We start from the raw sequence: 22750 nt of genomic DNA, 5'->3' as shown, positions 1-22750 counted from the left end.
CGCGGCCCGTGCAGCCCACCCGCGAGGACGCCCCGTGAACGTGACCCACCTGCTCCGACGGCTCGTCGGTACGCTGCCTCTGCTGCTCGGGGTGTCGCTCCTGCTCTTCGGGGTGCTGCACCTCGCGCCCGGCGGCCCGCTCGACGTCTACGCCGACAACCCCTCGGTCAGCCCGGAGGCGCTGGCGCAGATGCGCACCGCCTTCGGTCTCGACCAGCCGCTGCCTGTGCAGTACGTGTCGTGGGTGACCGCCTTCTTCACCGGCGAGTGGGGCTACTCGATCCGCACGGCGCGGCCGGTCACGCAGGAGATCGCCGAGCGGATCGGCCCCACGCTGATCCTGGGCGGCACCAGCTTCGTGCTCTCGCTGCTGATCGCGCTGCCGCTGGGCATCGTGAGCGCCGTGCGCCGCTACAGCGGCATCGATTACGTCATCACCTTCCTGTCGTTCCTGGGCGTGAGCATGCCGGTCTTCTGGCTGGCGCTGATGCTGCAGCTGCTGTTCTCCGTGCAGTGGAGACTCCTGCCCTCGGCCGGTATCCAGACCATCGGCAGCGACTCGGTGCTCGACCTGATCCATCACCTGATCCTGCCCGCGTGCATCCTGGCCTTCGCGTCGGTGGCCGGCTGGAGCCGCTACATGCGCTCGAGCATGGTCGAGGTGCTGGCCCAGGACTACGTGCGTACGGCCCGTGCCAAGGGCCTCACGGGCGGGCGGGTGGTGTACGGCCACGCGCTGCGCAACGCCCTGATCCCCATCATCACCGTCGTGGCGCTGGACTTCGCCACCATCCTGTCGGGGGCCGTGATCACCGAGACGATCTTCGCGTGGCCCGGAATCGGGCGGCTCTTCATCGAGAGCATGAACGGCCGCGACTACCCCGTGCTGATGGCGCTGATGATGGCCGGCTCGTTCGCGCTGATCCTCAGCAACCTGCTCGCGGACCTCGCGTACGCGGCGGTCGATCCCCGGATCCGCTATGAGTGACGCCACCCTTGCCCCCACCCGGGCCCGCGCGGCCGACACGCCGTGGCGGCTGTTCCTGCGCCGCTTCCTGCGCCACCGGCTGGCGGTGACCGGACTCGCGGTGCTGACCGTGCTGGGCCTGCTCGCGCTGCTGGCTCCCGTCATCGCCCCCTACGCCTTCGACGGGCAGGATCTCGAGATCATGGGCCAGCCCCAGCCGCCCAGCCGCGAGCACCTGATGGGCACGGACCAGCTCGGCCGCGACGCCTTCACGCGCGTGCTGTACGGCGCCCGCGTGTCGCTCGCGGTGGGGCTGGCGAGCGCGCTGCTCTCCACGCTGCTGGGCACCCTGGTCGGGGCGCTCGCCGGGTACTACCGGGGCGTGGTCGACAGCGTGCTGATGCGCCTGACCGACGTGGTGCTGTGCATCCCGCTGCTGCCGCTGGTGATCCTTCTGTCTGGCATGCTGCGGCCCAACGTGACGCTGCTGGTCGCCATCATCGGCCTCCTGGGGTGGATGGGCACGGCGCGGCTGGTGCGTGGCCAGTTCCTCAGCCTGCGCGAGCGCGAGTTCGTCGAGGCGTCACGGGCGCTGGGCGGCAGCAACAACCGCATCATGTTCCGGCACATCCTGCCCAACGCCCTGGGGCCGATCATCGTCGCCACCACGCTCGCGGTCGGCAGCGGGATCATGCTCGAGTCCGCCCTGTCGTTCCTGGGCCTGGGCGTGCAGCCGCCCACGCCCACGTGGGGCAACCTGCTGAACTACGCCAGCCAGTGGCTCCAGAGCGCGCCGTGGCTGGCCCTGTTTCCCGGCCTGATGATCCTGATCACGGTTCTGTCCGTGAACTTTCTCGGCGACGGTCTGAGAGACGCCCTCGACCCGCGCAGCTGAGCCGCTTCGTCGCGGCTCCCTGGGCGTCCTGTAGGGCAACGTCACCTCTTCACTCCACCCCTCCCTTACTCCTCGCCTCCCCCGGTTGATCCGAAGATCACCGTCGATTCCTCCAGGAGTTTCCATGAAGATCACCATCATCGGCGCGGGCGCCATCGGCGGACTCGCCGGCGCCTGGATGACCGAGGCCGGCCACGACGTGACCCTGGTCGACCGCTGGGCCGAGCACATCGACGCCCTGAAGCAGCACGGCCTGCGCGTGGACGGCGTGCGCGGCGAGCGGCACTTCACCGTCAACGCCCTGCACCCCCACGAGCTGGAAGGGCCGCTGGAGGCTGTGCTGATCGCCACGAAGTCGCAGCATGCCCTGGAGGCGCTGGAGAGCGTCCTGCCACACTTCGGCCCGGACACCTTCGTCGTGTCGTACCAGAACGGCTTCAACGAGCCCGACCTGATCGCGCGGCTGGAGGCGGCCGGTCTGGGCGGCGCAGAGCGCGTCATGGGCTCGATCCCCAACTACGGCGGTGCGCTCGTCGATCCCGGCTACATCGAGTTCGTGCACGAGGGGCCGATCCAGCTCGGCGAGATGACCGGAGAGCGCACGCCGCGCCTGTCTGAACTTGCCGCCATGCTCGGTGCGCTGACCGAGGTGCAGCTCTCCGACAACATCTGGGGCCAGATCTGGGCCAAGGAGGTCTACAGCGCCCAGGTGGTCTTCAGCGCCCTGGCCGACGCCTCCGTGACCGAGACGCTGGGCGTGGAGCGCTACGCCCGCGTGGCCGGGGCGGTGGTGCGCGAGGCGCTCGAGATCGCGGAGGCCAACGGCATCACCGTCGAGGCCTTCGACTTCTTCGATCCCGCGAACTACAAGCCGCAGACCCCCGAGGACACCGGGAGGCTGCTGGCGAACATCCAGCACGCAATCTGGCTGCTCAAGAAGGATCAGAAACCGGCCACGCACCAGTTCAAGAAGAAGGGCTCGGGCATCTGGTGGGACATCGTGTACCGCAACCGCCCGTCCGAGGTGCGCTCGTCGAACGGCAAGCTGGTGACGTATGCCGAACGCGCCGGAGCCGACTCGCGCCTCAACGCGAAGCTGTGCGAGATGATCTACGAGATCGAGGACGGCAAACGTCCATTGGGCTTCCAGAACATCATCGAGCTCGAGGGCTACGTGAACAGCATCGGCAAGGCGCTGCCGTGAGCGGCCGACCGGAATCAGGACAGCGACTTGGCGTCGGCGTCATCGGCGCGCACGCGTGGGCGGAATCCGCTCACCTGCCCGGCTACCATGCCTACGACCGCGCCCGGCTGGTGGCGATCTGCGACACCGTGCCCGAACGCGCCCACGCGATGGCTGCGAAATTCGGTATCGAGCGCGTGTACACTGACCACCGCGACCTGCTGGCCGACCCCGATGTGCAGATGGTCGACGTGTGCACGCCCACCGACACCCACCTGCCGCTGAGCCTCGCCGCCATCCGCGCGGGCAAGCACGTGCTGTCGGAAAAGCCCCTGGCTCACGACGCCGCCGACGCCTTCATGGCCGCCCGCGAGGCCGAGAAGGCCGGCGTCCGCACCAAGCTTGGCTTCACCTTCCGCTACTCGCCCGCGATCCGGCAGATTCACGCGTGGATTCAGGACGGCACCCTGGGCGAGATCTTCCATGTGCACGGCCTGGAGCAGAATTCGCAGTTCCTCGATCCGCAGTACCCACTGCGCCAGGTACCGCAGGGCGCGAATTTCAATGAGCTGATTCCCTCGTCCATCGTCGGCTACGGCTCGCACCTGATCGACCTCGTGCGCTGGTGCGCCGGGGACTACCACAGCGTGATCGGCAGCATGCGCAACTTCGTCCCGGAACGCGTCGTGCGCGGCTACGAGGGCCTGCAACGCATCCAGGTCGAGGACGGCACGGTCGCGCTGGCCGAGTTCACGAGCGGGGCGCAGGGGATGCTGCAGACGTCGTACATCGCCGTGGGCAACTATCCGGGCGTGGAGCTGCGCGTGTACGGCAGCAAGGGCGCGGCGGTCGCGCGGCTCGTCGAGGAGAACGGCGTGGCCGAGACGCTGCGCTTCGCCACCCCCGACGCGGTCGAGTTCCAGCCCATCACCCTGCCCGAGAGCGCCCTGCCACCCGGCACCACCCTGCACACGCCGTGGCCGGAGCTGTACTACCGCAACCTGGTGCGGCATTTCGTGGACGAGATCCTGGACGATACGCCCGCCGAGTGCACCTTCTACGACGGCGCCAAGAGCCAGGAGGCCGTGAACGCGATCGTGCAGTCGCACCGCGAGCGCCGCTGGGTCGAGCTGCCGCTGTATCCGGCCGAGCACCGCCCGGAGGAGGCCCGCGCGTGAGCGATGCGCACGACGCGGCCCGCGCCTACCTGAAGGTGCACGCCCAGTACCGGCCGGTGGACGCGACCTTCATGGGAGTGGGCGGTCACGACCACCAGCTGCCGCCCGCCGGGCCCGGCAGCATCGAGGCCGAACTCGCGGCCCTGGCGGCGCTGCGCGGCGAACTGGGACAGGTGGAAGCCCCAGCCACGCCAGCCGCCCGCATCGACGCGCGGATGCTGGACGCGCAGCTCACCACCGTCATGGCCGAGCAGCGCCGCGCCCCCCGCCAGCGCAACCCCGCGTGGTACACGGGCGAGGCCGCCTTCGGCGTGGTCTCGCTGCTACTGCCCGGCCACGCCGGCGAGGCACAGGACACGCGTGATGCCCTGCGCGTGCGCCTGGAGGCGATCCCCGCGTTCCTGGCACACGGCCGCACCCACCTGCACGGCCGCGCCCGCCCGGAGGACGTCGCGGAGCGGGCGCGGCGGGAGGCGCGGGCGACCGCCCACCTGCTCACCTCGGGCCTGCCAAAGCATCCGCTGTGGGACGATTCGCTGCGTCTGCCCGCTGCCCGCGCGGCCCGCGCCCTGCTCAGTTTTTCAGAGGATCTCGCCGGCCCCGATGCCCCGGTCGCGTGCGGTGAGGAACATCTCGACCTGCTCATGCGGGTCACGCATGCCCTGCCGTTTGGGCCACGCGAGGCGCTGGAACGCGCGACCGAGGCCTTCGAGCGCCTGACGCACGAATTGGAGGCCCGCGCGGCGCGTCTGCCCGGCGACCTGCCGTGGACGGAGCACCTCGCGCGGCTGGAGCAGCTCAGCCCCGAGCCGGAGCGCATGCTGAGCACCTACCGCAACCTGCATGACCAGGCGCTCGACGCCGCCCGGCCGCTGCTGACCCCTGCCGCCGACTACGGCCTGGACTTCCGATTCCTGCCCGAGTGGGCCGAGGGAACGGGCGACCTGTATTTCCTGTTCTACCGCTCGCCCGCCCCGCTGCGGCCCGGCGACGGCAGCGTGTACTGGGTCACGCCGCCGGGGGCGGATCAGGCCGCGTACCTGCGGGCCAACAACTGCTCGTTCGTCAAACTCGTCCACGCCGTCCACCACGGCAGCATCGGGCACCACACGCACAACGCGCGGGCACGGGCCGCAGACTCTGTCCTGGCCCGTGTGGCCGGCACGGACTGCGCCTCAGGCATCGCCCTGCTGGGGGCCGGCACCATGGTCGAGGGCTGGGCGTGCTACGCCGAGGATCTGCTGGCCGAGGCCCCCGGCTTCTACACGCCCGCCGAGGAACTGCTGCTGCTCCAGTTCGAGCGCCGCAACGCCGCGTCGTGCATCGTGGACATCAGAATGCATCTGGGCGAGTGGACGCTGGACGAGGCCCGCGCCTTCTACCGTGACCGCGCCCACTTCGCCCCGGCCCGCGTCTGGGCGGAGACCACCCGCAACGCCATGTTTCCCGCCAGCCGGCTGATGTACTGGCTCGGCACCGAGACGATCAAGGCCCTGCGCGCCGAGCTGAACCTAGACCCTAAAACCTTCCACGACGCCCTGCTCGCCCACGGCCACGCGCCCGCCACGGTGGTGGCCGACGAGCTGCGCGCCGCCTTCCCCCCAGGAGCCTCCAGATGACCCTCACCGCCGACCGCAAACTCGCCCTGCGCGAGCGCTTCCTGAAGGTGGACACCGCCAACGTCGCGGATGTCCTCGACGAACTCGGCCTGCCGGACTGCGGGCTGTCCAGCGACCTGTGGCCTATCAAGGCCCGGCTGGAGAAGATGGGCGGGTGGGCCTACACCATCCGCGGCCAGATGACGCCCTACCCCGGCACCGGCGACCCGAAGAAGATGGAGGCGGTCAGCGGCCTGACCCCCGGCCACCTGAGCGTGTGGAGCGGGGGCGGGGCCGAGGGCGTGTGCTTCTTCGGCGAGCTGATCGCACGCGGCATGCAGTACCGGGGCTGCGTGGGCGCGGTCGTGGACGGCGGCATCCGCGACATCGAGTGGCTCGACCGCATGGACTTCCCGGTCTACACCCGCTACCGCACGCCGGTGCAGTCCATCGGCCGCTGGGAGGTCAACGCGTGGCAGGTCGAGATCTACCTGCCGGGGGCGACCAGCGCGCGTGTGCGCGTCCGGCCGGACGACTTCATCCTCGCGGACGTGGACGGCGCGATCCTGATCCCGCACGAGGTCGTGGAGGACGTGCTGACCCGCGCCGAGGCCCTGACCGAGAAGGAGCGCTCGATCCGCGCCGATCTGGAGGCCGGGGCCACCCTGCCTGAAGTCCTCGCCAAGTACGGGCACGTCTGACATGGAGCTTGGACTGCAAGACCAGCCGGCCATCGTGCTCGCCGCCAGCGCGGGCCTCGGCTACGCCACCGCGGGCGCCCTGGCCCGCGAGGGCGCCCGCGTGGCGCTGTGCTCACGCTCCCTGGAACGCGCCCAGGACGCCGCCCGGCGGATCGAGGCGGACACCGGCACCGCTGTCCTCGCCTACGCCGCCGACGTCGCGGACGCCGACAGCCTGGGCACCTTCATCGACGCGGCCGTACGCGACCTGGGTGGGCTGAAGATCCTCGTGTGCAACGCGGGCGGCCCCCCACCGGGGAACTTCAGTGCCCTGGGAGAGGCGCAGTGGGCCACGGCCTACCAGCTCACGCTGATGAGTGTCGTGCGGAGCATCACCGCTGCCCTGCCCCACCTGAAGGCCGGCGGCGGCGGGCGCATCCTGGCCCTGCTGAGCAGCAGCGTGAAGCGGCCGCTGGACAACCTCACGCTGTCCAACGCCCTGCGCCCGGCGGTGCACGGCCTGCTCAAATCCCTGAGCGTGGAGTTCGGCCCGGAGAACATCCAGGTGAACGGCCTCGCGCCCGGCCGCGTGCTGACCGAACGCATCCAGCAGCTCGACGAGGCCGCCGCCACCCGCCGGGGCACGACGTGGCAGGCCGTGCGCGAGGCCTCCGAGCGCGAGGTGCCCATGGGCCGCCTGGGCACCCCCGACGAGTTCGGCCGGGTCGCCGCGTTCCTGTGTTCGCCAGCCGCGCAGTACGTGAACGGCAGCACCCTGCTCGTCGACGGCGGCGCCGTCACGGCGCTGTAGTGAACCGAGGCCGGGTCTGAGGGTCGAAAATGCCAGGGGTCTCAGGGAACAGGCCGACTGACGCGCCGCTCTCAGACCCTCTGACCCTCAGACCTTTCAACTCCCACCCCCACGAGGTATCCCATGACGACCTACGATCCCGAACGGCACGCCGTCCTGCTTGCCGATTACTGCGTCACCGCCCGGCCCGGCGACCGCGTGCTGGTGTCCGGCAGCACCCTGGCCCTGCCGCTGATCGAGGCGCTGCACCGCGTGCTGCTCCAGCGCGGTGCGCGGCCGGTGGTGCGCCTGAGCTACCCCGCCCAGACCGAGGACGTCCAGCGCTTTGCCAGTGACGAGGTGCTGGATTCGCTCCACCCGGTCGAGATCGAGGACGCCCGCGCGCTCGACGCCTCGATCCGCATCCTGACGCCCACGCCACCCGCCCCGGACATCGACGTGGCCCGCGCGGCGCGGCACCGGGCGGCGCAGGCTCCCGTCGCCATGAGCACGCTGCATCCCCGCTGGAACCTGACCCTGTACCCGACCGCCTTCGGGGCCGAGGCGGCAGGCATGACGCTGCCCGAGTACGAGGCCTTCGTGGCCCGCGCGATGTTCCTGGACACGCCGGATCCCGTGCAGAAGTGGGGCGAGATCCGCGATTTCCAGGCGGGGCTGATCGGGCGCCTGGCCGCCGCTGACGACGTCCACCTCGTTTCAGAGGGCACCGACCTGCACCTGAGCGTCAGGGGCCGCACCTGGAGCAACAGCGACGCCAGGCGCAACATGCCCTCGGGCGAGGTGTTCACCGCGCCGCTGGAGCGCAGCGCGAACGGCGTGGCGCACTTCGATCTGCCGACCCTGTACGGCGGGCGCGTGGTGCGCGGCATCACCCTGACCTTCAACGACGGCGAGGTGGTCGAGGCCCGCGCCGAGGAGGGCGAGGACGTGCTGCGCGCCGCGCTGGCGACCGACGGGGGCTCACGCTATCTGGGCGAACTCGGCATCGGCACGAACGTCGGCATCCAGCACCCCAGCATGAACATCCTGTTCGACGAGAAGATCGGCGGCACCGTGCACCTGGCGGTCGGTCAGGCGTACGCCGAGAACGGGGGCACCAACCGCAGCGCCGTGCACTGGGACATGATCTGCGACCTCCGCAAGGGCGGCACCCTGAGCCTGGACGGTGAGCCGTTCGAGGTGAACGGGCAGTTCGTGTGAGGGCTGGCCACCATCTCACAGCGGTGTTCCGTTCCGTTGAGGGGCCACACAGATGCCCCTGACCTCCACGTGCAACCGCGGTCTCCTGCAGGTGCCCGCTCCGCTCGATTCAGAGGCAGGGAGGGAACCCAGGGATGCCTCTGAATTCTGTTATCAGGCCACGGCACACCACGGCACCCCCGTCTGGATCGGGGGTGCCGTGGTGTGTCTGGAGGACTTCGATCCGCTGGGCTGCTGATCCGGAGCAGAACCGATGCAACACCTGACGGGGGGACACCGGGACGCGCCAATCTGGTGAGATTGGCGGCCAGGACGCTCCATCCGGATCGCCACCGAAGGGAACCGGGCGGACACCGGCCCCCGGGTGACCGGATGGCCTGCCCACGCGCCTGTGGTTGATCGGCACACTGCCATCCCGCGTTCCCACCGTTCGGCGCACTGCGTTCTCCCTGCCGGACGCCGCCAGCGGGGCAGGTGTGGATCCTGCTGCCGACCGACACGAAGCAGCTGCCAGGCGGTTTTCCGCTTCCCACGCCGACTCCGAGCCCCGGCCGATCCGACCGCGGCGGCACGGAGCAGTCATCGACGACGGCGCGAACGGAACCGGGTCACCGGGGTCATGGGCAGGATGCGGCGCTCCGGCCGATGGCCGGACGCTGGGCCCGCCAGAGCGTGAGGTGGCCACCGCCCTCCACCCGGTGGGCACACAGGACGCCCACGCCGGTCAGGCCGCCGTCCAGCAGGAAGTCGAGCTCCACCCGGTCGAGGAACACGCCGAGGTTGAGCACCCTGGCGACGCGAGGCGCGCCATCAGGGCCGGCCTTCCCGAACACCGTGACCACACCGGCCGTCCACCCGCGCAGGGCCTCCAGATGGGCGGGCGCCAGATGCACGGTCGGGAGCGTGCCGAGGCACAGCGCCGTGAGCCACTCGGGCTCCGTGAGGGGCGGCGTGGCCGCGGGGGCGAGCGGATCGCCGTGCCACTGGCCCGCGGCCGTGCGAACTGTGAGGTGAGCGCCGAGCACGCGCGCGCAGTCCTGTACGAGCAGCGTGGGGTCGGCGGGCCACGCGCCCGGGCACGCGAACCGCCGGTCGAGGCGGGCCATGCGCTCCGGGGTGTGCTCCACGGTGCACTGCGGGGGGAGGGGCGTGAACAGGATCATGCGGGTCTCCGGGGGGCAGGACGGCGGGCGGCCTACGCCAGCGCCCGTTCGGCGACGTGCGGGCGGACGTTGACATTGCGGGCAAAGACATTGTGCGGGTCGAGCTGCGCCTTGACCCGCGCGACGCGCTCGCGGTGCCCGGCCGGGTACGCGGCGCGTTCGGGGTGCGCGTCCTGGAGGCCGGCGAAGTTGCCGTACAGGCCGGTGACGTGTGCCTCGAAGGGCGCGAACATGCGGTCGACGATCATCCGCGCCAGGGGATCGAGGCCGGCTTCGGGCACGGCCTGCCCGACCATCAGCACGAAGCGTGCGGCGCGGTGCGCGAATGCGGTGGCGTGGGCGGGCACGCGGGCCATCTGACCGCCCAGGGGGCGCAGCTGCACGATCTGGCCGGGCTGCATGATCTGCACCTCGGTGGCGAGCTGCCGGGCGGCGTGGTCACTCACGTCGTCCAGGAAGCCCGAGCGGATCGCGTGCCGGAAGCCGCGCACGGCCGCATCGTCGGTGAGCTGGAAGATCGCCGGGTACGGCATGGGGCCGGTCAGGTCGATCAGCAGAGGGGCCAGCGCGCGGAACGGGGCCATGACCGCGTCGCCCCACGCGACGTCGCCGCTGTACACGCTCGCCACGGCGAAGATCGTCCGGCCGACGAGGTGTGGCGGCACGAAGGGCGCGGGCGGCGCGGCCATGAACAGGCCCTGCACGGTCAGCGCCTCCGGCGCGTCGTGCGCGAGGCGGGCGAAGGTGGTCAGCAGGCGGGCGCCCTCGGCGGGGTCGCTGGCGTCGAAGGCGAGCATCCCGCCGTAGATCATGCCGGCGGGGTGCGCCTCGAACTCCAGCGCGGTGATCACGCCGAGGTTGGCCCCCGCGCCGCGCAGCGCCCAGAACACCTCGGGGTGCTCGGTCTCGCTGACGGTCAGGAGCTCGCCCGCGGCGGTCACGAGCTCCGCCGAGCGCAGGCGGTCGATGGCGAGGCCATATTTGCGGACGAACCACCCGATGCCGCCGCCCTGCGTGAGACCGCCCACGCCGACCGTGGCGACGTCTCCGGCGGTGATGGCCAGGCCGTGCGGGTGCAGGGCCGCGGCGACCTCGCCCCACGTGAGGCCCGGCTGAACGCGCACGCGCCGCGTGGCGGGGTCGATGTCGATGGCCGTCAGGGCCGAGAGGTCGATGACGAGGCCGCCGTCGATGGTGCCCAGGAGGGCGGGGCTGTGGGCCCCGCTGCGCACGGCGATGGGCAGGCCGACGCCTCTGGCGAAGCGCACGGCGTGCGCCACGGCCGCCGCGTCGTGCGGCTGCGCGATGAGCACGGGGCTCAGGTCGCGGCCGGCGGCGTTCCAGACCTCGCGGGCGGCGTCGTGGCCGTCCTGTCCGCGCCGGATGACGGTGCCGTGGAAGGTGGTGGTGAAGTGGTCGAACGCGGGCTGGTAGTGGTTCATCATCGGTCTCCTGGGGCAAGAGGGCGGGTCGGATGGACGGTGTGGTGGGAGGGCGGGCTCAGTTCACGTGCACCACCCCTCGCATGAACGGGTGCGGCTGGCAGCGGTAGCGGACTTCGCCGGGCCGGTCGAAGGTCACGGTGAAGGAACCGCCGGCGGGGAGTTCATGCACCTCGTCCCGGCCGTCGCGGGTCAGGACGACGTGGTGGATGACGGGGTCGGCGTTGATCCACGTGACGCGCTGGCCGGCCGCGACGTGCAGGTCGCCGGGCGCGTACTCGAAGTTCGAGATGCGGATGACCGCGCTCCCCGCGGGCACCTCCGGGGTGGCGGGCGCGGCGTGGTCGTGCCGGGCGGGAGCCTCGGCCGCCGGTGCGGCGGGCGGTGCGGCGTGGTCATGCGCCAGCAACCCGGCGCTGCCCGGGGTGGGGACTGGCGCGGACGTGCCGTCGGCGCGCCGGGCGGGGCCGCCCGTGACCATCAGGTGCTGCCCGCCGGGGTACTCGCCGCGGTTCACGTTCTGCGCGGTGTTGTGGTCGTGCAGCGGGAAGGTGCCGTCGCGGCCCTTCACGAGCACGTCGTAGCGCTCGCCCGGCAGCACCGGCAGCGTGTCGGCAGCGTACGGGGCGGGGAGGTCGTGGCCGTCCTTGGCGATCACCAGAAAGGCGTGGCCGTGCAGGTGCAGGCTGTGCGGGGCCGCGCCCATGTGGATCACCCGGAGCACGTCCGTCTGGCCCTCGGGCACGTGCACGTCCGGGATCAGGGGAAAGGTGCGGCCGTTCACGAGGAACAGATCCGGGTGCGGGTCGTGCACGGCGGCATCGGGACTCTGCCGGCTGTCCCACTCGTCGAGGATCACGGTGTGCTCGCCCGTCCACGGCACAGCCTGTCCCTCGCGCGGCTCGATGACCAGCGCGCCGTACATGCCCATGTCGAGATGAAGGTTCGTCTGCATGTGGCAGTGGTAGGCGTGCGTGCCGGCCTCGGTCGCCACGAACTCGTACGTGTACGACTGGCCCGGCAGGATGGCGGCGCTGGTGTGCGGCACGCCGTCCATCTCCTGCGCCAGGGACGTGATGCCGTGCAGGTGGAGGGTGTGCGGCTGCGTGTGGGTGTTCACCAGCGTGATCCGCACGAGGTCGCCCACCCGGGCCCGCAGTTCCGGGCCGGGCACGGTCGCGGGCTGGCCCGGGATGCCGAAGGCCCACTGCTCCACGGTCACGCCGGGCGAGACCTCGGTGCGGACGGTGCGGACGTCCAGCGTGTACTCGCGCACCTGCCCCGTGGCCTGCGCCGCGGGCACGGTGCCGACCGGCCGGGCCACGAAGGCGCGGATCAGGTCGTCGCGGCTGGGGACGCCGCCGCTCACGGCCGGGGCGGTGCCGACGGCCAGCAGCGTGCAGAGGGTGAGGAGGGCGCGGGCGTTCATGGCCGGCACCGTACGCGGGCATTCGTGATTGGAGCGTGATTGCGCCGGGTGAGCACAACGCGCAACCAACCCTCCGCCATCTGGCGTAGATCACCTCCGATCAGCGTCCCTACCGCTGAAAACCGGCAATCACTGCCGGATCAGCACGCCCCATCTACGGTGGCGTCGCCCCCACGGCAAGGAGGACGCCCCCATGACACGACGCACCCTGCTCAACGCCGCCCTGATCTCCCTGACCCTCACCGCCTGCGGTGGCGGCGGGAGCTCCACCCCCTCCGCCACCATCGCCTCCATCGACCTCACCCCCCCGGCCGCCACCGTGCCGATCGGCGACACCACCCCCCTCACCGCCACCGCCCGCGACGCCCAGGGCACGGTCGTCCCGAACGCCGCCTTCACCTGGACGTCCAGCGCCGAGAATGTCGCCACCGTCGCCGGCGGCGTCGTCACCGGCAAGGCCGCCGGCCGCGCCCAGGTGACCGCCAGCGCTGCAGGCGTCACGAGCGCCCCCGCCGAACTCACCGTGACCGCCCCCACCCCCGCCGCGGGCTTCACGCTGGCGGTGTCTGCGGACAAGCTGCCCGTGATCACCGGCACGGGCGCGTCCCTCACGGTGACCGTGACGCGCGACGCGGGCTTTACGGACGCCGTGGCCGTCACCCTGAACGGTCTGCCGAGTGGTGCCACGGCCCCGACCGTCACCCTCCCGGCGGGACAGACGAGCGCCACCGTGACCGTGAATGCGGCGGCGAGCGCCCCGCACTCACAGCCCACCGCCGTGACCGTCAAGGGAAGCGCAGGCACGCGGAATGTCTCGAAGACGGTCACCGTCACCGTGCGCGGCCCCGCCGGCAGCCTCGACACCACCTTCGGCGCGGGCGGCGTGAGCGTCACGCCCATGAGCGCCGGGGACGACTACCTGAACGCCGTGGCCGTGCAGGCCGACGGCAAGATCGTGGCGGTCGGCACGGCCCCGGGGGCCGCGGGCAACGAGTTCGCGGTCGCCCGTTTCACGCGGGACGGCGCGCTCGATCCCACGTTCGGCACGGGCGGCAAGGTGCTGATCGACTTCGCCGGGAAGTCCGACGTGGCCCGCGCAGTGGCCGTGCAGGCCGACGGCCGCGTGGTCGTCGCGGGGGGCACCACCGACGCCGCGGACCGCGAACGCTTCGGGCTCGTGCGCCTCACGGCGGCCGGTGCGCTCGACTCCACCTTCGGCACCGCGGGCCGCGTCACGACCGCGTTCAGCGGATCGGCGGGCGACCGCGCGAACGCGCTCGTGCTCCAGCCCGACGGGAAGATCGTGGCCGGGGGCAGCGCCAGCTTCGGCAGCGCGAGCAGCGGCGTGGACTTCGCCCTGGCCCGCTACGACGCCGCCGGCACCCTCGACGCCGGCTTCGGCACGGGCGGCACCGTCACGACGTCCATGAGCACCTCGGGCGCGTCCGACACCATTTCGGCGCTCACGCTGCAGGGACAGGCGATCGTCGCGGTGGGCGGCACCGGCGACTTCAAGGTGGCCCGCTACACGGCCGCCGGGGCGCTGGACGGCAGCTTCGGCAGCGGCGGCCGGGTCACGGGCGTGTTCGGCGTGACCATCGGCTCGGCGAACGCCGTGACCACCGACGCACAGGGCCGCGTGGTCGTGGCCGGCACAGCGCAGAACGACACCGCCGTGATCCGCCTGACCGCCGCCGGCGCGCTCGACCCGAGCTTCGGCACGGGCGGCAAGCGCGTGATCGCCCTGACCGACAACTGGGACGCCGCCGAGGGTGTCGCCGTGCAGAGCGACGGCAAGATCGTGCTGGGCGGCTGGATCTACGAGGGGAACAGCTCCGCCGGGGACTTCGCCGTGACCCGCCTGACGGCCACCGGCCAGAACGACAGCGGCTTCGGCAGCGGCGGCACCACCCTCACCAAGGTCGCGCCCGGCAGCAAGTCCGACCTCGCCCACGCCGTGGCCCTGCAGCCCGACGACCGGATTCCCGCCACCCGCATCGTCCTGGCGGGCGAGCGGAGCGACTCGAACAGCGATGTCGCCCTGACCCGCTACTGGCCCTGAGCGCTCCGGGCCGCCCGGCCCCGGTCGGCCGGCCCACTCCATCCGGCACCGCCTCCGTTCGCCCGCCCCCATCCACCGGCACGCGCGGCACTCCCCCTCCCATCACGGTGACCCGCCTGCAGTGACGCCCGTCCGGCACCGACCACGTGACCGACAAGGAGAACCGACCATGAATGCACGCATCCACACCCTGATCCTCGCCACCGTGACCGCCGCCCTCGCCAGCACGACCCTCGCCCACCAGGGCCACAGCATGACCGCCCCCGTGCAGGTGAACGGCAAGGAGTACGCCTTCAGCACCAGCGCGCCCCTGCCGACCGGGTGGACGACCTTCACCTTCACCAACACCGGCAAGGAACTGCACCACTACCAGATCGCGCGCCTCAAGGCCGGGCAGACCGTGGACGGCTTCGTGGCCGACCTCAAGGCCCGCGGCGAGGCGGCCACCGCCGACCTGACCTTCGTGGGCGGCGTGGGCATCGAGGTGCCCGGCAGCACCGGCACCGTCACCGTGAACCTCGACCAGCCCGGCACCTACGTGGAACTGTGCTTCGTGCCCGATGCCAAGGGTGTGCCGCACTTCGCGCTGGGGATGCTCAACGCCTTCCAGGTGACGGACACGGCGAGCGGCGCGGCGGAACCCAGGGCGGACGTCGCCGTGACGCTGGAGGACTTCGGCATCAACATCCCCGCACAGATCAAGGCCGGGCACCAGGTGTGGGGCGTGAGCAACAAGGGCCCGGAACCGCACGAGATGATGGTCTTCAAGATGATGCCCGGCAAGACCGTGGCCGACCTGATGGCCATGTTCACCGGCGGCGCGCCCGCGGGCATGCCGATGGGCGGCGTGCAGGCCGCGGCATCCGGCCGCACCAACTACGCCGACCTGACGCTCACGCCCGGCGACTACCTGCTGGTGTGCTTCATCCCCAGCCCCGCGCACCAGGGCAAGTCCCACGCGGAACTCGGCATGGTGCGCCCCTTCACCGTGAAGTGACGGAACCTGGAAACCGGGCCGGGGGTGATCCCTCCGGCCCGGTTCCTCTGTGCCGTCTGCGGCCACGGCCATTGCCGGAGGGTGATGCCGCCGTTCAGGCGCGGGGTCAGGCGAGCGGCGCAGCGGACACGGCCCTGCCGGTCGCGCCCGCGACGGCCATGACCGGCACCGTCATGAGTGCCGCGAGAACAGTCCCGCCGGGCACGGCGAGCAGGCCCACCCACGCGTACAGGGCGTCCGGGAGGCGGGCGTCGGGATCGACGGGCCGTCACCGCCGGGGATGCCGGGCAACGGTGCGCAGCGCGCTCACAGCGGTGTTCAGTTCCGCCCCTGGGCTGAGAAGATGCCCCAGGGCTCCACATCCACCCGCGGCCCTGTCCGGGACTCGCTCTGCTTCGCAGCTCTGCGAGTCCGCCTGGTTCAGCGGCACCATGGGGCACCCTCCATGCCGCTGAACGGTGCTGTCAGGCCGGAAGGCACGCGGGCTGGGTCGCGCCGGGCACGCGCTGCACCACGCGGCCCGTGCGGGCCTCGACAACCAGCAGCGTGAATGCGGACACCGGCGGCACGAAGGCCGTGGCCGCGCTCAGCGTGGCCGGGTTCACCTGCGCCGCGCTGAGGGCCACGTGCCGCCCGTCGGCGAGCCAGCACGTGCCCGCCAGCACCGTCACGCGGCCTGCGGGCGCGGCGAGCGCGGTCAGCGGTCGCCGGGTTCTGGCCGCGACGTCCGCGACGGAGACGGCCGTGGAGACCTCGGCGTTGCTGGTGTGCCGGGTGTGCAGGAGCAGCAGCGCGGTGCCGTCCGGCGACGGCAGGAGCTCCAGCGCGCTGCCGCTGAAGGTGCCGAGCCAGCCCAGGGCGCGCAGCGCCACGTCGCGCACCCCCACCTGGAACACGGCAGAGGTGGTGCTGCCGCCGCTGCCCACGCCCCACCCGGCGTTCGTCGCGAAGTACACGCGCTGCCCGTCCCGCGTGACCCGCGGCGGCGTGACGACCCAGCTGGCGTCCTGCGCCTGCGCACGCGGATCGAGCCCTTCGGTGAACGTGCGCAGGGCCGGCTCGCGGCGCAGGGCCGCCATGAGGTTCCCCGGCGCGCTCCGGCTGAACACCTCGGTGCCGGGGCGCGCGCCCGGGCCGTACAGCAGCACGCCCGGCTCGTCGGGCGAGGCGACGCTCCCGATCCCCGCGGTCACGTCGCCGTCCAGCGAGGTCGAGGGCGGCCAGAGTGTGGCGCTCACCCCCAGCGCGCGGCGCGTGGCGACATTCCAGCCGCGCGTGCCGGCGTCCGTGCCGGCCAGCACCGTGCGGCCGTCGTCCGACCACGTGAGCCAGCGGGCGGGCAGCCGCGACAGCGCCGCGTCCGGCACCACGGTCGACAGCAGGGCGGTCGACGTGTACGGCCGCCGGCTGAGGCGCGCGGTCAGGAGGGGCGCACGGTCGGCGTTCACGTCCGCGCCGGCCGGGCCGGTCAGGACGGCCAGCGTTCCGCCGACGGGCGACGCGGCCAGCAGCACGGTTCCGCGCGTGCCGGGCACCCGCCGCGCACTCGGGGCCGGCCCGGCCGTCACCCACACCTCGCCGCCCTTCACGTAGGCCACGCCGGCGCTCGGGGCGGCTGTGGCCGCGCTGCACGCCGCGAGCAGCAGCGTGGTCGTCAGGAGGAGGGGTCGCCGCGTGGCGGGCCGGGGGCCTGGCCCCGCGTGGCGGGCCGATGGTGCGGCGTCTCTCACGGCAGGAGGATCGCCAGGGGCCGCAGGCCTTCCGGCGGGCGCAGGGCGGGCCACGTGGCGGCCGGCCGCACAAGCGGATTGGTGCCGGTCACGGCGCGGGACAGGGCGGCGGGACGGGGCAGCGACAGCAGGTCGGCGAACCGCGGCGCGCTGCGGACGGGACGATCCAGGGCGGTCATGCCGTCACCGTACCGGGAGGAGGATGATCCGCCCGTGATTGCCCCGTGCGCGCGTGTCCGGCGCGCACGGCGGCCCCAATCAGCGGTGAATCACGCCCGGTCGCCTACCCTGCGCTGGAGGTGAAGACCATGACCCGACCCCCCTCCCCTGCCCGTCCGGGCGACCACGACCTGTACCTGCTGCGCGTGTGGTACGAACTCGACGGCGACCGCCCGGTGTGGCGCGCGTCCGTCCGGCAGCCGTACCTCGACGCGCGGCGGCACTTCACGACGCCCGAGGGCCTGCTCGCCTTCCTCGCCGAGCACCTGGGTGCGGGCACGGACGGCGCGGGGCCCGCGCCCTGACGGGCCGACCTCAGCGCCGGGTGTGCCGGGCCAGGAAGCCCTCCCGGAAGGCGTCCGGCACGGTGGGCAGCGTGGCCTGCACCCAGCGGTCGGCGGCCGCCCACTCCGGCGCGGCGTCCAGCCCGAGGGCCGGGGCGGCCAGCGCCCGGGCGGCGTGGAGTTCCCCGGGGTCGAAGACCGGGTCGCCGTCCTCCTCCGGCGCGGGCGGGAGTGCTGTCGCCGCGCCGGCCAGGAACCCGGCGAGGGCGGCGTGCACCGCCGCGGCGTGCCCGAAGCCGCGCAGGCCGTGCTCGCGGGCCAGGGCGTCCAGCTCGGCCGCCGTCCGCGCGCGCGCGTCCGGGGCCTCGGCGGCGGCCCGGCGGGCGAGCAGCTCGGCGTACAGGCCCACGCCGGGTTCGTCCCCGAGGTCGTCGGCGGCCGCACGGAAGGCCGCATGCGCCTCGTCCGTCCGGCCCAGTGCGGCCAGCACGCTGCCGCGGATCGCGTGCGCGCGCGGCCGCAGGTTCACCTGGAAGGCCGGGTGCGCCAGCACGGCGTCGATGGCCACCAGCGCCGGGCCGGGCTGCCCGAGGGCGAGCAGCGCCAGGGCCTCGGCAAGCCCCACGGACGCGCTGACCGCCACGTGGTCTGCCGGGTCGAGCTGCCGGGCCGCCTGCACGTCCTGCCACGCGCGCCCCGGCTCCCCGAGCGTGAGCCGGCACGACGCCCGACCGTACAGCGCGAGCAGCTGCACGTCCAGCACGCCCTCGCTGCCCACCAGCAGGTTCAGGGCCTCGTCGTAGCCGCGCTCGGCGGCGCGGACGTCGCCCAGCACCGCGAGCATGTGGGCCACGCGGGTGAGGATCGCGACCTGCCCGCGCAGGTCGTTGCCGCGCCCGAGGGCCTGCGCCTCGCGGTACACGGCGAGCGCGTCGCGCGGTGACGAGACCTGATACACCAGCCCCAGCCCCTGCAGGGCGAGCGCCTGCATGGGCACCTCGCCCAGGCGCTGCCCCAGCACGCGCAGGCGCTCCAGGGCGGGCAGCGCCACGCGGGGCCGCCCGAGCTTGAGGTTCGCCACTGCCGTGATCTCCTGCAGACGCGCCTCCAGGCGCTCGTCGCCGGCCTCGTGGGCGAGCGCCAGGCCGCCCTGGGCGGTGCGCTCCATGGCCTCCTGATCGCCGGTCAGGCCCAAGTACTCGGCGCGGCGTGCCACGGCCTGCCCGCGCTGCGCGGGCGTGCGCGCCAGACCGTCGAGGCGTTCCAGTTCCGCACGGAAGCCTGCGGCGTCGCTGCCGGTGAGGTCGAACAGCGTCAGGCGGGCGTTCAGGGCGTCGAAGGCGGGCGCGTCCTGCTCCGCGTCGCCGTGCAGCTCGGCGGCCAGGCCGTACAGGCGCGCGGCCTCCGGGATCTGGTAGCGGGCCCGCGCCTCCTGCGCGGCGAGGGTGTACGCGGCGGCGGCGTCGGCGGGCCGGCCGCCCTCCTGCCAGTGCCGGGCCACGCGGGCCGGGGCCGCGTCCGCGCGGGCGAGCGCGCGGGCGGCGCTGCGGTGGAGCAGCGAGCGCACCGACGCGGGCGTGTCGGCCGCGACCCCCTCCAGGATCAGGTCGTGCGTGAAGCGCTCGCCCTGCGCGACCTGCGCGGTTTCCAGTTCCTCCCACGCCGACGCGACGTCCAGCAGCGGCGCGCCGAGCACCTGCGCCACGAGGTCAAGGTCGAAGTCGCGCTGCAGCGTGGCCGCCGCGCGGGCCGCCTGCAGGGCGCGCGGCGAGAGGCCCGTCAGGCGGCGGGCGATCAGGGCGCGCACCTTGTCCGGCATGGGCAGCGGCCCGCTGCCGCCCGCGAGTTCCCCCGTGCCGTGCAGCAGACGCACGGTCTCGAGCAGGAACAGCGGGTTGCCGCCCGCGTGCCGCCACAGCTGCGCGCGCCGCGCGGGATCGGCGGGCACGCCGAGGTCGTCGAGGAGCGTGCCCCCCTCCGTCTCGGGCAGGGGCGGGAGCCGCACGTGTACCGCCACACCCTGCTCGACGAGGCCCTGCACGGTCTGCGCGGTTTCCGGGGGCAGCTCGCCGCGCCGGCACGTGATGATCAGCCGCGGCAGGCCGCCGGGGGCCCCCAGCGGCGCGGCCGAGCGGAACACGAAGTCCAGGTCGTGCCGCGAACCGGCATCGAAGGCCTGCAGGTCGTCCGCCACGACCGTCAGGACGGCCGGGGGCAGCGCCCGGTACGCGGCGAGCTGCGCCTGGCGGAAGCGCAGCACGTCCGCCTCGCCGGTCATGGGCGCGGGCCGCTCGTCCGGGGCGAGTTCCGGCAGCACCCGCGACAGCTCGCGCCGCACCCACGGCTCCAGCACGTCGGGGCCGAGCTGTCCGGTGACGGCGCGCAGCGCGCGGGCGGTCGTGGCGAGCGGCTGGATGGCGTCGCCGGGCCGGCCGGGGCACACCAGCACGCCCCCCCGGCTGGCCGCGAAGTCCAGCGCCAGCCGCGTCTTGCCGACGCCGGGGTCGCCCTCGATCACGATCCACTGCCCGGCCGCCCACGCCGCGTCCAGTTCGGCCCACACGGCCTCCCGCCCCACCAGCCGCGGGGGCCGCAGGGTCGCGAGCGGAGGTGCGGCCACAGGGCGCGGCGGCACGGCGACCGCGCCGCGCTCGATCTCACGGGCCAGCGCGGCCGTGTCCGGCAGGGGCGCGGAGCCGAACTCGCGCTCCAGCATCTCCACGCACGTCCGGTACGCCCGCAGCGCCGCCGGGCGGTCGCCGCGCAGGTAGTGCAGGCGCATCACGCGCCGCCACGCGTCCTCCGAGACCGGGTCGGCGTCCGTGAGCCGCAGTGCCCACGCGAGCGCGCCGTCGAGGTCGCCCGCGCGTTCCAGTTCGCCCGAGGTCTCGCGCAGCGCCGCGACGTGCCACTCCGCCCAGCGGGCCCGCTCGGCGGCCAGCCAGTCGTCGAGGTCGGGGCAGTCGTCGTAGGTCAGCCCCGCGAGCAGCGCCGGGGCCGTGGCGGCGAAGTCGGCCGGCCGGCCCTGCGTGACGAGCGCGCGCACCGCCGCGGCGTCCACGCCGAAGTCCGGGGCGAGCGACAGCACGTCGCCGCCCGACACGACGTCGTGGCCGGTCGTGACGCGCAGCTTGCGCAGCAGCTGCACGAGGTTGTTGCGCGCCGCGGCCTCACGCGTCTCGGGCCACAGCAGCAGCGAGAGCCGCGCGCGGTGCGTGGGGCCCTCCAGCGCCAGGTACGTCAGGAGCGCGGCGGCCTTGCGCTCCAGGGGCACGTCCGCGCCCGGCCCCACGAGCCGCGCCCGCCCAAGCACGGCGGCGCTCCAGGGGGCAGCGCCGTCAGGGCCGTCGGGCGCAGCGCCGGGGGCCGGGACGGTCATCGGGATGGACTCGCGTGGAGCATGGCGGACACCGGCCCACAGCGTAGCAGCACGCCTGTGGGGCGTGCCGCTCAGATCCACCCGCCGGGCGGGCTTAGTGCTTCGCCTTCCAGTCGCTGCCGAAGTCGTCCATCTGCGACACCAGTTCGGCGCGCAGACGGAACGCCAGGTTCTCGGCCCCGGTGGCGGTGCCGGCCCCCAGGCCACTCCACAGCGTCACGAACTCGAAGCCGCCGTCGTAGGGGAACTCGTCGTCCTTCAGGTTGTGCAGCGCGGACGTGCCCAGGCTCGGCGTGATCAGGCTCAGGGTCGCGGCGTACACGGTGTTCCCGTTGCCGTCGCCCGTGACGTGCGCGCGGTAGCTCAGCCACGCGGGGCAGTCCGTGTACGCGGCCCCGCCCCCGAGCTTCAGGGACGCGACGAGCTTCGTCAGGGTCTCCTGCGCGTTCCTCGTCAGGGCGTCGTCGGTCTTGCCCCGCACGAGCACCTCCGCACGGCCGGCGCACACGTGCTCGGCCTCGAAGGGCTCCAGGTTGGCGGGCAGGCGGGCGGCCCCGGCCACCCCGGCTGCCAGCGCCAGCACGGCGAGCAGCACCCGGCTCACTGGAACCGCCAGTACACGTACGCGCGGCCCGGCGCGCCGCCGGTCGTGCCCTTGCAGGTGTCCCCCGAGGGCCTGAAGTTCACGGTCGCCTGCGCGGCGTAGTCGCCGTCCGTCGCGGAGACGGTGAGCGGCTCGCGCTTGCCGCTCGCGGCGATGAAGGTCGCCTGCACGCGGTACGTCCCGATGGGCACGTCGAGCGCCATGCCCCGCGCGGGCGCGGTTCTCGTGAGCACCTTCCCCGCGCTGCCGTCGATGAGCGGCCCGGTGGGCGTGAGGGTGAGTTCGATCTCGTCGTCCTGCGTCGCCCAGCGCTCCTGGCCGAAGCCGGCCATCAGCGGCAGGCTGCCGCCGTAGTAGCCCAGGTCGCTGTACGGCTCCTGATCCGGGATGCGGCCCGACAGCTGCCAGCGGAAGTTGCGCGTCAGGGTGCCGTTCGGGACGAAGGGGCTGTCGTCTCCGCCCGCTGCCGACGCGAGGCGGTAGCAGAAGGTCTTGCCCCGGTACGGCACCGCCAGCCACGCGTATGCGCGGTAGCCCACGGGCGGCAGCCCCGGCACCGCGTAGCGGCCCTTGCCGTCCGTGACGGCCTCGGCGACACCGGTCGTGACGACGGGCTTGATCCACACCTGCACGCCGCCCAGGGGCTTGCCGGCGGTGTCGAGGGCCTGGCCCTGCACGGTGCCGGTCGCGGCCTGCGCGGCCCCCCCGGCGAGCAGCAGCCCGAGGACGGGCGCGAGTGGTCTGGCGTGGCGTGGTCTGGGTCTGGTCGCGTTCATGGGTTCACCTCCTGCCAGTCCCGCGGCGGGCGGAGCCTGGCCTTCCCCCCGGGAAGTGCACGGAGCGTACGGAGGGCACCGTGACCCGCGGATGATTGGCGGCCCGGAAGCGGTGTGGCGGCCTGTGAACGCCGGGCGTTCCGCTCCGTTCCC

At 73.2% G+C, this 22750-nt stretch carries 19 protein-coding genes; 11 read left to right on the top strand and 8 right to left on the bottom strand.

The window, feature by feature from the left end:
* The first annotated feature begins 34 nt into the window (after positions 1–34).
* From U2P90_RS03060 to U2P90_RS03025, 8 genes are all read left to right on the top strand, one after another.
* On the top strand, positions 35–988 hold the full coding sequence (locus U2P90_RS03060) for an ABC transporter permease (RefSeq protein WP_322473747.1): 954 nt from the start codon (positions 35–37) through the stop codon (positions 986–988).
* Positions 981–1862 carry an oligopeptide ABC transporter permease gene (gene opp4C, locus U2P90_RS03055; protein ID WP_295816795.1) on the top strand — a complete coding sequence of 294 codons (882 nt, stop codon included), beginning with the start codon at positions 981–983 and terminating at the stop codon, positions 1860–1862. The genes U2P90_RS03060 and opp4C overlap by 8 nt, the downstream gene beginning before the upstream one ends.
* Positions 1863–1986: 124 nt before the next feature.
* Positions 1987–3066 carry a ketopantoate reductase family protein gene (locus U2P90_RS03050; protein ID WP_322473746.1) on the top strand — a complete coding sequence of 360 codons (1080 nt, stop codon included), beginning with the start codon at positions 1987–1989 and terminating at the stop codon, positions 3064–3066.
* The gene (locus U2P90_RS03045) at positions 3063–4223 is read left to right on the top strand and encodes a Gfo/Idh/MocA family protein (protein WP_322473745.1); all 1161 of its coding nucleotides are present in this window, start codon (positions 3063–3065) and stop codon (positions 4221–4223) included. Before U2P90_RS03050 ends, U2P90_RS03045 begins: the two co-directional genes overlap by 4 nt.
* On the top strand, positions 4220–5842 hold the full coding sequence (locus tag U2P90_RS03040) for a DUF885 family protein (RefSeq protein WP_322473744.1): 1623 nt from the start codon (positions 4220–4222) through the stop codon (positions 5840–5842). The genes U2P90_RS03045 and U2P90_RS03040 overlap by 4 nt, the downstream gene beginning before the upstream one ends.
* On the top strand, positions 5839–6522 hold the full coding sequence (locus U2P90_RS03035) for an RraA family protein (RefSeq protein ID WP_295816788.1): 684 nt from the start codon (positions 5839–5841) through the stop codon (positions 6520–6522). Before U2P90_RS03040 ends, U2P90_RS03035 begins: the two co-directional genes overlap by 4 nt.
* 1 nt (position 6523) lies before the next feature.
* Positions 6524–7312: an SDR family oxidoreductase gene (locus U2P90_RS03030; RefSeq protein ID WP_322473743.1), complete on the top strand. Its 789-nt coding sequence runs from the start codon at positions 6524–6526 to the stop codon at positions 7310–7312.
* A 123-nt stretch (positions 7313–7435) separates the two neighbouring features.
* The gene (locus tag U2P90_RS03025) at positions 7436–8512 is read left to right on the top strand and encodes an aminopeptidase (RefSeq protein WP_322473742.1); all 1077 of its coding nucleotides are present in this window, start codon (positions 7436–7438) and stop codon (positions 8510–8512) included.
* Between the two features lie 617 nt (positions 8513–9129).
* Here the strand turns inward: U2P90_RS03025 and U2P90_RS03020 are convergent.
* The 3 genes from U2P90_RS03020 to U2P90_RS03010 are packed head-to-tail and all read right to left on the bottom strand — an operon-like array spanning position 9130 to position 12546.
* A complete protein-coding gene (locus U2P90_RS03020) occupies positions 9130–9675 on the bottom strand; it encodes a hypothetical protein (RefSeq protein WP_322473741.1) in 546 nt (181 codons plus the stop codon).
* A gap of 32 nt (positions 9676–9707) precedes the next feature.
* Positions 9708–11117, bottom strand: coding sequence for an FAD-binding oxidoreductase (locus U2P90_RS03015; protein ID WP_322473740.1), 1410 nt, complete (start codon positions 11115–11117; stop codon positions 9708–9710).
* A gap of 58 nt (positions 11118–11175) precedes the next feature.
* The gene (locus U2P90_RS03010; RefSeq protein WP_322473739.1) at positions 11176–12546 is read right to left on the bottom strand and encodes a multicopper oxidase family protein; all 1371 of its coding nucleotides are present in this window, start codon (positions 12544–12546) and stop codon (positions 11176–11178) included.
* A gap of 193 nt (positions 12547–12739) precedes the next feature.
* Here U2P90_RS03010 and U2P90_RS03005 point away from each other — a divergent pair, with 193 nt between their 5' ends.
* Both U2P90_RS03005 and U2P90_RS03000 read left to right on the top strand, forming a co-directional pair.
* Positions 12740–14608 carry a hypothetical protein gene (locus U2P90_RS03005; RefSeq protein ID WP_322473738.1) on the top strand — a complete coding sequence of 623 codons (1869 nt, stop codon included), beginning with the start codon at positions 12740–12742 and terminating at the stop codon, positions 14606–14608.
* A gap of 169 nt (positions 14609–14777) precedes the next feature.
* Positions 14778–15605 carry a hypothetical protein gene (locus tag U2P90_RS03000; RefSeq protein WP_322473737.1) on the top strand — a complete coding sequence of 276 codons (828 nt, stop codon included), beginning with the start codon at positions 14778–14780 and terminating at the stop codon, positions 15603–15605.
* Between the two features lie 464 nt (positions 15606–16069).
* On the opposite strand, the gene U2P90_RS02995 is transcribed toward U2P90_RS03000, so the two are convergent.
* Entirely contained in the window at positions 16070–17335 is a 1266-nt protein-coding gene (locus tag U2P90_RS02995) for a hypothetical protein (RefSeq protein ID WP_322473736.1), read from the bottom strand.
* Positions 17332–17514: a hypothetical protein gene (locus U2P90_RS02990; RefSeq protein WP_322473735.1), complete on the bottom strand. Its 183-nt coding sequence runs from the start codon at positions 17512–17514 to the stop codon at positions 17332–17334. The genes U2P90_RS02995 and U2P90_RS02990 overlap by 4 nt, the downstream gene beginning before the upstream one ends.
* A 129-nt stretch (positions 17515–17643) precedes the next feature.
* Between U2P90_RS02990 and U2P90_RS02985 the strand changes: the two genes are divergently transcribed.
* Complete coding sequence (locus U2P90_RS02985) at positions 17644–17859, top strand: hypothetical protein (protein ID WP_322473734.1); 216 nt, start codon at positions 17644–17646, stop codon at positions 17857–17859.
* 10 nt (positions 17860–17869) lie between these two features.
* Here U2P90_RS02985 and U2P90_RS02980 read toward each other — a convergent pair whose 3' ends face one another.
* The 3 genes from U2P90_RS02980 to U2P90_RS02970 all read right to left on the bottom strand — a co-directional run bounded on the left by U2P90_RS02980 (position 17870) and on the right by U2P90_RS02970 (position 22597).
* Positions 17870–21217 carry an ATP-binding protein gene (locus U2P90_RS02980; protein WP_322473733.1) on the bottom strand — a complete coding sequence of 1116 codons (3348 nt, stop codon included), beginning with the start codon at positions 21215–21217 and terminating at the stop codon, positions 17870–17872.
* Positions 21218–21311: 94 nt separating this feature from the next.
* Positions 21312–21821, bottom strand: a complete 510-nt coding sequence (locus tag U2P90_RS02975; RefSeq protein ID WP_322473732.1) for a hypothetical protein — start codon at positions 21819–21821, stop codon at positions 21312–21314.
* The gene (locus U2P90_RS02970; RefSeq protein ID WP_322473731.1) at positions 21818–22597 is read right to left on the bottom strand and encodes a carboxypeptidase-like regulatory domain-containing protein; all 780 of its coding nucleotides are present in this window, start codon (positions 22595–22597) and stop codon (positions 21818–21820) included. Before U2P90_RS02970 ends, U2P90_RS02975 begins: the two co-directional genes overlap by 4 nt.
* Positions 22598–22750: the final 153 nt, after the last annotated feature.

Origin of the sequence: Deinococcus sp. AB2017081 (genome assembly GCF_034440735.1) — a bacterium.
In the GTDB taxonomy this organism is placed as follows: Bacteria; Deinococcota; Deinococci; order Deinococcales; family Deinococcaceae; genus Deinococcus; species Deinococcus rufus.
This window is presented reverse-complemented; position numbering and strand designations above follow the sequence as displayed.